The organism is Burkholderia sp. LFS061 (assembly GCF_047978125.1).
In the GTDB taxonomy this organism is placed as follows: Bacteria; Pseudomonadota; Gammaproteobacteria; order Burkholderiales; family Burkholderiaceae; genus Burkholderia; species Burkholderia pyrrocinia_C.
In genome coordinates, this window is the sequence record NZ_JBFPFS010000021.1 from 14,274 (window position 1) to 26,947 (window position 12,674).

10 protein-coding genes and 1 pseudogene are annotated in these 12,674 nt (G+C 68.3%); 5 read left to right on the forward strand and 6 right to left on the reverse strand.

Annotation, left to right across the window (positions count from 1 at the left end):
- Positions 1 to 20: 20 nt before the first annotated feature.
- The 4 genes and pseudogenes from ACNQQL_RS19355 to ACNQQL_RS19370 form a co-directional block, all read right to left on the reverse strand.
- Positions 21 to 380 carry a hypothetical protein gene (locus ACNQQL_RS19355; protein WP_347065130.1) on the reverse strand — a complete coding sequence of 120 codons (360 nt, stop codon included), beginning with the start codon at positions 378 to 380 and terminating at the stop codon, positions 21 to 23.
- Positions 381 to 692: 312 nt separating this feature from the next.
- Positions 693 to 2,936 carry a hypothetical protein gene (locus tag ACNQQL_RS19360; RefSeq protein WP_347065131.1) on the reverse strand — a complete coding sequence of 748 codons (2,244 nt, stop codon included), beginning with the start codon at positions 2,934 to 2,936 and terminating at the stop codon, positions 693 to 695.
- A 529-nt stretch (positions 2,937 to 3,465) separates the two neighbouring features.
- Positions 3,466 to 4,699: pseudogene (locus ACNQQL_RS19365) on the reverse strand (NAD(P)/FAD-dependent oxidoreductase).
- A gap of 67 nt (positions 4,700 to 4,766) precedes the next feature.
- Positions 4,767 to 5,546, reverse strand: coding sequence for an ABC transporter substrate-binding protein (locus ACNQQL_RS19370; protein ID WP_204425898.1), 780 nt, complete (start codon positions 5,544 to 5,546; stop codon positions 4,767 to 4,769).
- 382 nt (positions 5,547 to 5,928) lie between these two features.
- On the opposite strand from ACNQQL_RS19370, the gene ACNQQL_RS19375 reads away from it, so the two are divergent.
- From ACNQQL_RS19375 to ACNQQL_RS19395, 5 genes are all read left to right on the forward strand, one after another.
- Entirely contained in the window at positions 5,929 to 6,903 is a 975-nt protein-coding gene (locus ACNQQL_RS19375) for an ornithine cyclodeaminase family protein (RefSeq protein WP_347065132.1), read from the forward strand.
- Positions 6,900 to 7,694 (forward strand): helix-turn-helix transcriptional regulator, encoded by a 795-nt coding sequence (locus ACNQQL_RS19380; RefSeq protein WP_347065133.1) that lies wholly within the window; start codon positions 6,900 to 6,902, stop codon positions 7,692 to 7,694. Before ACNQQL_RS19375 ends, ACNQQL_RS19380 begins: the two co-directional genes overlap by 4 nt.
- Before the next feature lie 214 nt (positions 7,695 to 7,908).
- Entirely contained in the window at positions 7,909 to 8,640 is a 732-nt protein-coding gene (locus ACNQQL_RS19385) for a DsbA family oxidoreductase (protein ID WP_347065134.1), read from the forward strand.
- A 136-nt stretch (positions 8,641 to 8,776) separates the two neighbouring features.
- Positions 8,777 to 10,216 carry a DHA2 family efflux MFS transporter permease subunit gene (locus tag ACNQQL_RS19390; protein ID WP_347065135.1) on the forward strand — a complete coding sequence of 480 codons (1,440 nt, stop codon included), beginning with the start codon at positions 8,777 to 8,779 and terminating at the stop codon, positions 10,214 to 10,216.
- Positions 10,217 to 10,521: 305 nt separating this feature from the next.
- Positions 10,522 to 11,310, forward strand: coding sequence for a sulfite exporter TauE/SafE family protein (locus ACNQQL_RS19395; RefSeq protein WP_034183419.1), 789 nt, complete (start codon positions 10,522 to 10,524; stop codon positions 11,308 to 11,310).
- Between the two features lie 120 nt (positions 11,311 to 11,430).
- Here ACNQQL_RS19395 and ACNQQL_RS19400 read toward each other — a convergent pair whose 3' ends face one another.
- The gene (locus ACNQQL_RS19400) at positions 11,431 to 11,868 is read right to left on the reverse strand and encodes a hypothetical protein (RefSeq protein ID WP_347065136.1); all 438 of its coding nucleotides are present in this window, start codon (positions 11,866 to 11,868) and stop codon (positions 11,431 to 11,433) included.
- On the reverse strand, positions 11,868 to 12,425 hold the full coding sequence (locus ACNQQL_RS19405) for a nucleotidyltransferase domain-containing protein (protein ID WP_072436430.1): 558 nt from the start codon (positions 12,423 to 12,425) through the stop codon (positions 11,868 to 11,870). Before ACNQQL_RS19405 ends, ACNQQL_RS19400 begins: the two co-directional genes overlap by 1 nt.
- Between the last annotated feature and the right edge of the window lie 249 nt (positions 12,426 to 12,674).

Consider the following 12,674-nt stretch of genomic DNA (forward strand, 5'->3'; position numbering starts at 1 on the left):
CGTCGCGCGTCGCCGCGCCGTTACGGACGTGCAACGTGCCACATGCCGCCGATCCCGTCGCCGCCCGCGTCGCCGGCCTTGTGATCCATCTTCCAGCGATACAGCGGGTGTCCGTGGTACGCCCATTGCTTCTTGCCGTCGCTGCGCGTGACGAGGCTCCACGCGCCCGACGCCTTGTCGTACGCGTCGGCGATCGCGGGCGGCCAGTTGGCCGCGCACGCGCTGTCGCACGCGCTCTTACCGGGTGCGTCGCGATCGAACACGTATAGCGTCATGTGATCTTCGTCGACCAGTTTCCCGTTGCCGACCTGTGGCGGTTCCGCGGCCGCCGGCCGCACGATCGCCGCCATCAGCGCGGCGGCGAAAAGCATCCGTTTCATTCCCGTTCTCCTTTTGACATGGCATCGCGACACGGCGGCGCCGGACGGGACGATCGGCTTCGTCGAGACCATTATCCCGCCGGCCGGTCGTGCCGGGACTCGGTATGTAAACGGACGAAAGCGGCCGGTTATTCCATGCCGCCCTGCGACGATCGGCGGCGGCCCGGCATCGGCCATTCATACGACGAAAGAAAGCGGGAAACCCAAAAGACAACGCGGCATGACATCCTTGTCATGCCGCGTTGCGCAACCCATGTTGCACGGCCGTTTCGCACGGCGGCCGATACGGCGCCGCCGTGCGTTTCCGGCGCGTTATCTCGGCAGTGCGCCGGTCAGCGATTGCAGCAGCGTCGTCACCGGTGCGAGCGGGTTGTTCGGCGAGCCGTTGCCCGAATGCGGCGTCACCGACAGGCCCGGCGCGGAACCGAGCGCCGTGCCGACCGACGTGCCGGCCGCATTGACGACCGTCGCCGTCGAGTTGGCACCCGTCGTCAACAGCGAACCGACCGCGCCCGCCGTACCGCCGGCCGCGTTCGAGCCCGAACCGAGCAGGCTGCCGCCTGCCGCTGCCGTCGAACCGGCCGCGCCCGACAGCGCGCCGGCCGCCTGGCCGAGCGCCGCCGGACCGTTCGCGAGTGCGCCCGTCACCGAGCCGAGCGCACCGGTCATTGCGCCGGCCGGGTTGCTGCCGCCAGTCAGGCCGTTCACGAGGTTCGTGATCGGTGCGATCGGGCTGTTGCCCGCCGCGCTCGTCAGCGTGCCGACGACCTGGTTCACGACGCCTTGCACCGGCGCCAGTGGATTCGACCCGCCGAGGTTGCCGAGGGCACCCGTCACCGAGTTCAGCGCGCCCGTCAGCGCACCGGCCGGATTGCCGCTGCCGAGCGTACCGACGACCTGGTTGACGACACCCTGCACCGGCGCGAGCGGGCTCGTGCCGCCCAGCGCGCCGAGCGCGCCCGCGACGGAGCCGACTGCATTGCCGAGTGCGCCCGTGGCCGTGCCGACCGCATTGCTCAGCGTCGCAGCCGGATTGTTGCCGCCGAGCGTGCCGACGACCTGGTTCACGACGCCTTGCACCGGCGCCAGTGGATTCGACCCGCCGAGGTTGCCGAGTGCACCCGTCACCGAGCCGAGTGCACCGGTCAGTGCGCCGGCAGCGTTGCCGCCGGTCGGCAGCGCGTTCTGCAGGCCGTTGACGAGGTTCGTGATCGGCGTGATCGGGCTGCCGCCGCCTGCGCCGGACAGCGTGCCGACGACCTGGTTCACAACGCCCTGCACCGGCGCGAGCGGGTTCGAGCCGCCGAGGTTGCCGAGCGCACCCGTCACCGAGTTCAGCGCGTTCGTCAGTGCACCGGCCGGATTGTCGTTGCCGAGCGTACCGGCGAGCTGCGTGACGACGCCTTGCACCGGCGCGAGCGGGCTCCCCGCGCCGCCGACATTGCCGAGCGTGCCCGTGATCGTGTTGACCGCGTTGCTCAGCGCGCCGGCCGGGTTACCGCTGCCGAGCGTGCCCGTCACCTGGTCGACGACGCTCTGGATCGGTGCCAGCGGGTTCGAGCCGCCGCCGATACCGCCCAAGGCGCCCGTTGCGGTGCCGAGGGCGCCGGTCAATGCGCCTGCCGGATTGCCGCCACCGAGTGCGCCCGTCACCTGATTCACTACGCCTTGAACCGGCGCCAGCGGGTTCGCACCGCCGCCGACGTTGCCCAGTGCGCCCGTTACCGTACCGAGGGCGCCGGTCAGTGCGCCAGCCGGATTGCCGCCGCCGAGTGCGCCCGTCACCTGATTCACTACGCCTTGAACCGGCGCCAGTGGATTCGCACCGCCTCCGACGCCACCCAGCGCCCCCGTCACCGTGCCGAGAGCACCCGTCAGTGCGCCGGCCGGATTGCCGCCACTGAGTGCACCCGTCACCTGATTCACGACACCTTGAACCGGCGCCAGTGGATTCGCCCCTCCGCCGACGCCACCCAGCGCACCCGTCACCGTGCCGAGAGCACCCGTCAGTGCGCCGGCCGGATTGCCGCCACCGAGTGCACCCGTCACCTGATTCACGACACCTTGAACCGGCGCAAGCGGATTCGCACCGCCGCCGACGCTACCCAATGCGCCCGTTACCGTACCAACCGCATTGCTCAGCGTCCCTGTCGCCGTATTCAGCGCACCGGTCAACGCGCCCGCCGGGTTGCCGCCACTCAGCGCACCCGTCACCTGGTTCAGCACCCCTTGCACCGGCGCAAGCGGCTGCACCGTGCCGCCGCCACCGCCGAGTGCGCCCGTCACCGCCCCCACGGCGCCCGACAGCACCTGGCCGGGATCGCCGAACGACGTCTGGATCGCACCCGAGCCGCCCGCCGTCACGATGACCGAGCCCAGCGGCGACGTGCCCGTCGCAACCAGCCCGACCGACACGCTGTTCGTCGGCGGATTGACGATCACTTGCGGGATCGGCAACGAATCGAGGGCCCCCGCCATCGCGGAACCCGAAGCCAGTACCCCGAACACCGTCGCGACCGACAGCGCCACACCCGTCAGTTTAAAATTTTGTCCCATCCTTATTCACCCCATCTCGGTTGGCACTACGTTGATAAAGCATGGGGACGGATCGCACGAAGCGTGCCAATTCAAAAAAGCGGATTGATTCATCTGCCAATTACCTGGCAATAACGATTTTTTATGGATTTCAGGCGAAATACACGGGTCGCGGAGCCCGAATCGTCTGACGAAAAAGGCCCGCGGAGCGCGGATGTAACGTAACGTTTGCGAGCCGCGAAGTAACGTGTTCCGGTACATTCCGAGTAACGCCGGAACACCCGATCGAGCCGGTGCCCTGAATCGTCAGGGGCGGCTGCCCATTGCGCATTTCAGCAATATGAAAATGCATTGATAAATCGCGAATTTACTGATTTTATTTATTGCGCGATTTCTTTCTTGGCGATTACGCAGATCATTTCCGAATACCCGGTTTTCGATAATTCGGATAGCCGAATGAAAAATTGTTGCGGCCGCATCGCAGCCGGAGAACGCGATGCAGCGCGCGGGGCGGCGGCCCGGGCCGTCGCCGCATCGCCGCGATGCCGGCTCAGCCGAAGCGCGCCGGCCGGTACGGATGGGGATCGATATAGGTCGGCGCGCCCGTCATCATTTCGGCGAGCAGGCGCCCGGTCGCGGGGCCGAGCGTGAGCCCGTGGTGGCAATGGCCGAACGCGAACCACAGATGGCGATGGCGCGGCGCGGGCCCGATCACCGGACGCATGTCCGGCGTGCACGGCCGCATCCCGAGCCACGGCTCGGGATCGAGCCGCTCGCCGATGCCGAACGCGTCGCGCGCCAGCGGCTCGGCACGCGCGAGCTGCACGCCGGTCGGCGGCGCACCGCGCAGCGCGATCTCGACGCCGGTCGTGAGCCGCAGGCGGCCGCCTTCCATCGGCGCGACAACGAAGCCCGCCTCGGTATCGCATACCGGCACGTTCAGCGGCGTGCGCGTCGGCAGGTAGTGCATGTGGTAGCCGCGCTTCGCGCGCAACGGAATCCGGTAGCCGAGCGGCGCGAACACCTGATCGGACCATGGCCCGAGCGCGACCACGGCCGAGCGTGCGGAGATCGGCCCATGTTCGGTACTGACGCGCCAGCCGCCATCCACCTGCGCGAGCGTCTTCGCGTCGCCGAGCACGAACGTGCCGCCGTCGCGTTCGAACAGTCGCGCATAGGCCTTCGTCAGCCCGCCCGGGCTCGACACGGTCTTCGGGTCCTGCCAGTGGAAGGCACCGCAAAATGCGTCGCCGACACCGGGCTCGCGTTCGCGCAGCGCACGCGCGTCGAGCACGGTCATCCGCAGCCCGTGCGCGTCGGCCACGCGCTGCTGCGCGCGCGTTTCCGCGTCGAACAGCGCGGGCGAACGGAATGCCTCGATCCACCCGCCGTCGTGCACGAGCGGCTGCGCGTCGGTACGCGCGAGCAGCGCGTCGTGCTCGATAACGCTCGCCGCGACGAGCGGCAGCATGTCGCGCGCGGCGGCCGCGAGCCGCTGCGGCGACGATTCGCGCCAGAAGCGCGCGAGCCAGCCCGCATACGCGGGCAGCGCGCGGTAGTCCCAATAGAGATCGACCGAGCGGTTGCGCGCATAGCGCAGCAGCGTGCCGAGCCGGCGCGGAAACGCATACGGCACGACCGACGCGCGCTCGATCAGCCCGGCATTGCCGTGGCTCGTTTCCTCGCCGGGCGCGCGCCGGTCGACGAGCGCGACGCGCAGCCCGCGATCCTGCAGATGCAGCGCCGACGATGCCGGCCCCCAGAACGATGACGTCGAAATCCATGCTTCCCCGCCCAGCGTCGAGATTCGATGCGACGCGCGCCGGCACCGCGGCCGGCGCGCGGCCGTGCTTACTTCGCGACGATGTCGCGCTTGAAGTACTTCTGCGACAGCGCGCCCAGCGTGCCGTCCTTCTTCAGCGCGTCGAGCGCGCCGGCGATCTTCGCCTGCAGCGCCTTGTCGCCCTTGCGCAGCCCGAAGCCCGTGCCCTCGCCGAGCGTCGCCGGATCATTCAGCGGCTCGCCGACGATCTGGTAGTCGCGGCCGGCCGGCTTGTCGAGGAAACCGTCCTGCGCGGTCTGCGCTTCCTGCACGGCCGCGTCGAGACGTCCGGCGACGAGATCCGCATAGATCTGGTCCTGGTCCTGATACGACACGACAGCCACGCCCGCATTGGCCCAGTGCGCCTTCAGGAAATCCTCTTGCGACGAGCCCTGCAGCACGCCGACGTGCTTGCCGTGCAGGCTCGCGACGTCGGGCCGCAGCGGCGAGCCGCGTTTGGCGACCATCACGATCGGCACCACGTAGATCGCCGGCGTGAAGTCGATGCTCTGCTTGCGCTTCGCGGTGATGTTCATCGCCGAGTTGATCGCGTCGAACTTGCGCGCCTGCAGCGCCGGGATCAGGCCGTCGAACGAATTCTCGACCCACACGCATTTCATGTTCAGCTTCGCGCACACGGCGTTGCCGATGTCGACGTCGAAACCCTGCAGCTGGCCGGCCGGCGTCTTGCTCTCGAACGGCGGATAGGCGGCTTCGATCCCGAAGCGCAACGTGGCCTGTTCCGCGTGGGCCGTGACGGCCGTGCACGCAAGCGCCGCGGCGGCGCAGAGGGAAAGCTTCCAGTTCATGAGACGGTCCTTCTGTTCTCGATTGAGGCAATGAAGATCGGTCGCGTGGCGCCCGCGACGGGGCGCCGGATCGGCATTCGACACAGGCGGCCGCCACACGGCGACACATCGTGTCCTGCATGCGAAATATAGACTTAAAGTCCACTATGGACTATAGGGGATACGAGGATCGTGCGTCGTCGCGTCACGTCGAAATTGCATCGAGCACGCAAAACACCGTTGATTTTCCGGTGTTTTCTACAAAACCAACGACGACACAAAGTCTCGAAAAGAAAAATTCTCCAGATTTCGTGTGTCTATATTAGACTTTTCGTCCATCACGAACACCGCCGGACACCGTCTTTCGAGACATTCCTGTCCGGCCCCGACCGGAGATGTCCCCATGACGCAAACCGTCCCGCCCCTGCCGCTGACCGTCGACGAAGCCGCGGTGCGCGCGGCCCTGCCGTCGCTCGACGTACTCGGCACGCTGCGCCGCATGTTCGCGTCGCTCGCGTCGGCGCGCGCGGTGCAGCCGCCGCAGACCCTCACGCTGTTTCCCGGCAAGGCCGGCGACTTCATCACGTATCTCGGCGCGCTCGCCGACGAGCAGGTGTTCGGCGCGAAGCTGTCGCCGTACGTCGCGACGGGCGGCAAACCCGACGGGAGACCCATCGTCACCGCCTGGACCGCGCTGATGTCGATGCGCACCGGCCAGCCGCTGATGTGGTGCGACGCGGGGCGGCTGACCGTCGAACGCACGGCCGGCACGACGGCGCTCGCGGTCGACTGCCTCGCGCCCCGTGATGCGCGCCATCTGGCGATCGTCGGCGCGGGCGCGGTCGGCCTCGCGCACCTGCGGCACACGGCGGCATTGCGCGACTGGGAGACGATCCGCGTGTACTCGCCCGCGCTCGCCGGCGACTCGGCGCTGCAGGCGACGCTCGCCGGGCTCGACCCGCGCGCACGCGCGGCTGCGAGCGTCGAAGCCTGCGTGCGCGATGCGGACGTCGTGATGCTGTGCACGTCGTCGGGCACGCCCGTGCTCGGCGACGGGATGCTCACGCGCCCCGCGCTCGTCACGTCGATCAGCACGAACGTCGCACGTGCGCACGAGATCCCGCCCGCGTGGCTGCCCGACATGGACGTGTACTGCGACTACCGGCACACGACGCCCGCGAGCGCAGGCGAGATGCAGATCGCGGCGGCCGATCACGGCTGGGACGCCGAACGGATCGTCGGCGACCTGCCCGCGCTCGTCGCCGGCACCTGCGCGGCGCCGTCGCGCACGCGTCACGCGTTCTTCCGCTCGATCGGCCTCGGGCTCGAGGACATCGCGATCGCGTACGCGCTGTACACGCACCTGACGCGCGCATGAGCATCACGCGAGCGCGGGGCCGATACAATGGCGCAACCGCCGCGGCGGCCGCGCGCGGGCGCACGGGCATGCCGGCCACCGGCGCGCCGCCACGCCGGCCCGATGTGCCGCCCGGCCCCCGCCCACCCGAGATGGCGACACCGATGCGCAAGAAGAAATCCCCCGTCAAAGACCTGCTGCTCACCCGCTATGCGCCGATCGCCGACGGTATCGCCGCGCTGTTCTTCCCGTACGCGGAAGTCGTGATCCACGACCTGCACGACCAGACCGTGCTGTATCTCGCGAACAACCTGTCCAAGCGCGAGGTCGGCGACGATTCCGCGCTCGAGGAAATCGATCATTCGGCGCGCGAGCGCGTGATCGGCCCGTACGAGAAGCTGAACTGGGACGGCCGGCGGATGCGCTGCGTCAGCAACGTGCTGTTCGACGACGAAGGCCGTCCGGCCGGAATGATGTGCATCAACTTCAACATCGCGGTGTTCGACGAGGTGCGCGCGACGCTCGACCTGTTCATCAAGGGCGCGGGCGTCGTCGCGCAGCCGGACGAGCTGTTCCGCGACGACTGGCAGGAGCGCATCAACACGTTCCTGCACGGCTGGCTGCGCGAGCGACAGGTCGGGCTGAACGGGCTCACGCGCGAGCATCGGCGCGAGCTCGTCGAGGCGCTTTACGCGGAAGGCGCGTTCCGCGGCAAGAGCGCGGCCAACTATGTCGCGAACGTGCTCGGGATGGGGCGCGCGACGGTCTACAAACACCTCAAGCACCTGAAGGAAACGCAGGGCGACGCGTAAGCGGCAAACGGCATGCCCCGCAGGCCGGTTCGCAGGGCCCCGCCGCCACATCTGGCATCTGGCATCGGCAATCGCTATCGGTCCGTGCCTTCCGTGCCTATGCTTCGTGATACGTCGGGCGCGGGCCCGTTTCGCACAGGCCCGGCCAGGACCAAGCGTCGAAACATAAAGTGATATAGTCCCGGTTACATTTTTTTGCCGCCCCAGACCACCCATGACGACCGCTCCCGCCCCGACTGCCCGCCCGACCCTCACCGTCGAAATCTGGTCCGACCTGATCTGCCCGTGGTGCTGGATCGGCAAGCGCCGCTTCGACGAGGCGCTCGCCGCGTTCGCGCACGCCGACCGCGTCGACGTCGCACTGCGCGCGTACCGGCTGATGCCCGGCCAGCCCGTCGAGCCGGTCGAGGCGATGCTTGCGGACAAGTACCGGATGTCGCCCGCGCAGGTCGACCAGATGCTGCGCCAGGTGACCGACGCGGCCGCGAGCGTCGGGCTGCGCTACGACCTGCCCGGCACGCTCGTCGGCGACACGCTCGACGGCCACCGGCTCGTGAAGCTTGCGGAAGCCACAGGCCGCGCGCACGCGCTGACCGAGCGGCTGTACCGCGCGTATTTCTGCGAGCACGGCTCGCTGTTCGATCATGGGCAACTGACCGAATTCGCGGTCGAAGCGGGGCTCGAGCGCTCGGCCGTCGACGACGTGCTGCGCAGCGACGCGTACCGTGCCGAAGTCGAAGCCGACATCGCGCGCGCCGCGCAGATCGGCGGGCGCGGCGTGCCGCTGTTCGTGTTCGGCGGCCGCTACGCGGTGTCGGGCGCGCAGCCGGCCGACGCGTTCGCGCAGGCGCTCGACCAGGCGTGGCGCGACGGTATCGTCGAACTCGCCGGCAGCGACGCGGCCGCGTGCGGCCCCGACGGCTGCGAACTGCCAGCGCGGTCGTAACACGCACAACGCCCATCCCGTGCGTCCCGCCCGGACGTGCCACTACGCGTCGCTGCTGCCACAAACCGGCAGGAAGCCCGCGCCGAGGACGTCTACAATGCATCCTTTCAAATAACTATCAGAAGGCTGCAGGCCCATGACACACGGGATTCACGGCGAGAAGCGCTGGTACGCGCTGATCGTGCTCTGCCTCGGCGTGCTGATGATCGTGCTCGACAGCACGATCGTGAACGTGGCGCTGCCGTCGATCAGCACCGACCTCCATTTCACCGAAACGGCCCTCGTGTGGGTCGTCAACGCGTACCTGCTGACGTTCGGCGGCTGCCTGCTGCTCGGCGGCCGGCTCGGCGACCTGTACGGCCAGCGCCGCATGTTCCTCGCGGGCCTCGTCGTGTTCACGCTCGCGTCGCTCGCGTGCGGCCTCGCGCAATCGCAGGCGATGCTGATCGCCGCGCGCGCGGTGCAGGGGCTCGGCGGCGCGGTCGTGTCGGCCGTCTCGCTGTCGCTGATCATGAACCTGTTCACCGAGCCCGGCGAACGCGCGCGCGCGATGGGCGTCTACGGCTTCGTCTGCGCGGGCGGCGGCAGCATCGGCGTGCTGCTCGGCGGGCTGCTGACGAGCTCGCTGTCGTGGCACTGGATCTTCCTCGTCAACCTGCCGATCGGCATCGCGGTCTATGCGATGTGCGTCGCGCTGCTGCCGCGCATGCGCGCGCCGGCCGGCACCGCGCGGCTCGACATCGCGGGCGCGGTCACGGTGACCGCGTCGCTGATGCTGGCCGTCTACGGGATCGTCGGCGGCAACGAGGCCGGCTGGCTGTCGACGCAGACCGTCGTGCTGATCGGCGCGGCCGTCGCGCTGCTCGTGCTGTTCATCGCGATCGAGGCGCGCGCCGCGCATCCGCTGATGCCGCTCACGCTGTTCGCCGCGCGCAACGTCGCGCTCGCGAACGTGATCGGCGTGCTGTGGGCGGCCGCGATGTTCGCGTGGTTCTTCCTGTCCGCGCTGTACATGCAGCGCGTGCTCGGCTACGCGCCGCTGCAGGTCGGCCTCGCGTTCCTGCCGGCGAACCTGATCATGGCCGCGTTCTCGCTCGGGCTGTCGGCGCGCATCGTGATGCGCTTCGGGATCCGCGGCCCGATCGCGGCCGGCCTGCTGATCGCGGCCTGCGGCCTTGCGCTGTTCTCGCGCGCGCCGGTCGACGGCGGTTTCGTCTGGCACGTGCTGCCCGGCATGACGCTGCTCGGCATCGGTGCGGGCATCGCGTTCAACCCGGTGCTGCTCGCCGCGATGAGCGACGTCGATCCGGCCGATTCCGGGCTCGCGTCGGGGATCGTCAACACCGCGTTCATGATGGGCGGCGCGCTCGGCCTCGCGGTGCTTGCGAGCCTCGCGGCGGCCCGCACCGACGCGCTCGCGGCCGCGCAGGCCGCGCCGCTCGACGCGCTGAACGGCGGCTACCACGCGGCATTCGCGTTCGGCGCGGCGTTCGCCGCCGCGGCCGCGCTGATCGGCCTCGCGCTGCGCATCCGGCCGCAGAACGGTGTCGAAAGCGTCGGCCCCGCGATGCACTGACCGCCGGCCGACCAAGCCGGTCACCGGCATCGAACCAGGGCGCGCCGTGTCGCGCCCTTTTTTGCGGGTGCCGAGCCGCGGCAGGCATTCCCGGTTCGTCATACCTTTCGGGCCGTCACCGTTATCGGCCCCGCCTCGCTCGAACACGCGTTTCACACTCGTCCGGCCGCCCGCCGCACAGGCCTTTGCGGCCGATTTTTAACGCAGTCGTACATCCACCCGCCACATTTGCGACAATGGCGGACTTTGACGCGCGCGCAGCGGCCGCGCGCCGCCGCCGAACGCCGCATAACCGCCTGCTTCCGATGTCGCTTCCCCATATCGATCTGCTGTACTCCCTGTCCGGCCTGTTCGTCGGCATCCTCGTCGGCCTGACCGGCGTCGGTGGCGGTTCGCTGATGACGCCGATCCTCGTGCTGCTGTTCGGCGTCCACCCCGCGACGGCGGTCGGCACCGACCTGCTGTACGCAGCCGCGACCAAGGCCACCGGCACGCTGGTCCACGGCCTGAAGGGTTCGATCGACTGGCGCATCACGGGCCGGCTCGCGGCGGGCAGCGTCCCGGCCGCGGCGCTCACGCTGTGGTGGCTGCACACGCACGGGATGAACACGCCGGGCACCGCGCGGATGATCCAGCTCGTGCTCGGCATCGCGCTGCTGCTCACGTCGCTCGCGCTGATCTTCCGGCCGCAGCTCACCGCGTTCGCCGCGCGCAACCCGCTCGCGCCGAGCCCCGCGCGCACGCTGTGGTCGACCGTGCTCACGGGCGCCATGCTCGGCGTGCTCGTGTCGATGACGTCGGTCGGCGCCGGTGCGATCGGCGTGACCGTGCTCCTGCTGCTGTATCCGATGCTCGCGACGACCCGCATCGTCGGCTCCGACATCGCGCACGCGGTGCCGCTCACGCTCGTCGCGGGCATGGGCCACTGGCTGCTCGGCTCGGTCGACTGGTCGATGCTGCTGTCGCTGCTGCTCGGCTCGCTGCCCGGCATCGTGCTCGGCAGCCTGCTGTCGGCGCGCGCGCCCGAGCGGCTGCTGCGCAACCTGCTCGCCGCGACGCTCGTCGCGGTCGGCGTGCGGCTCGTGCTCGCGTAAGCGGCACTTCGCGACGCACCGCAGCGTCGCATCGATACCCTCTCTCCCCTAACGAAAAAACACCATCCCGGCTCGCAACCCAACCGTTACTTCCTGTCTTGACGGACTTCCGAGCGGATCTCACGGCGTACCGGTCAGCGTATTCGCAACGGGTAAGTATTTGGCCAGGATGCTCAGCATGGTGGCGGCCTCTGCCTTCGACACCGGGGGAAACGGTGAGACGTACGACGTGCCGTTGCGACGCTCGTGGGCCTTCGTGATGAAGGCAAATTCCTGGGTATTCACGCCCAGCGAGGTCGACACACGCTGGATGGCCAGGTTACGGCCCGCATCTTTGGTTCGCACCTCGTAGAACTCCAGGATGGCCTGGACCACCTGAAAATAGCCTTCGTAGGCCAAGGTAAATACTTGCAGATGTCGGGCGGGATCCAACTCATCGGCGGTGGCCTTATAGTCCGCGGCATTGCGCAGGAAGCCCGCGATTGCCCCGGGCGTCGGAGCAACAGCATCGAAGGCTTTCGTCTTGATGAGGTTTTCGTATTCAGTCGGGCGCGGCATCACAGTATCCTCAGCATTGGGCCTTGGGCGATCTGGGTCATGACAGGGTCGGCGTCCAACAGCGCAGCCCACTCAGCAGGCTCGTACAAAGAGAAGTTGACGGGGCGCAGCAGACTTTGCTCGGCCACGTGCAGGGCTTCAGATAGCTCGAGGAGAGGGACGTTCCCGATGACGATCAGGTCGATGTCGCTATGGCCACTGTCGGTACCCTTGGCCACCGAGCCAAACACGAACGCCGTGGAGATGTGCGCGGCAAAAGGCAACAAGGCTTCCTTCAACGGCTCCACAACGGCAAATGACTTGCGCGCGATGCTGACCAGTTCCGGATAGAGGATGAATTCCGTGTTCGCGCGGATGCTCCGTTGTCGGCCTCGTCGGGCGTCTTCCTTGAGTACGCCGACCTCGACCAGCCGGTCCACCTGCTTTTGGGCGCTGCCGCGCCCACTGTTTGCCAGACGCAGCAGTTCCTGGAGCGTAAAACTACGATCAGGCTGCAGCAGTGTGGCGCCAAGCACCCGTTGCATGCCCGGTGTGAAGAGAAAGTCTGCGAGACTCATGAAAATCCTCAATAGAGGGATAAACATCCTCATTATGGGGATTTTTCGACGAATCCTCAATAGAGGGCCATTCATCCCCTCTTTGAGGATTCTCGCCGCCATCACCGATGGTCTCAGGGGCCGACGAGTCGGTCCTCGGACAAGACGATGCCCCCGAGGTCCATGACTCCCGGGGGCACCTTGGAGAATTGCAGCACCGCCATCGGCACACGCCGCGCGAAGAGCCGAGGCGCGTGATCGGGCCGCGCT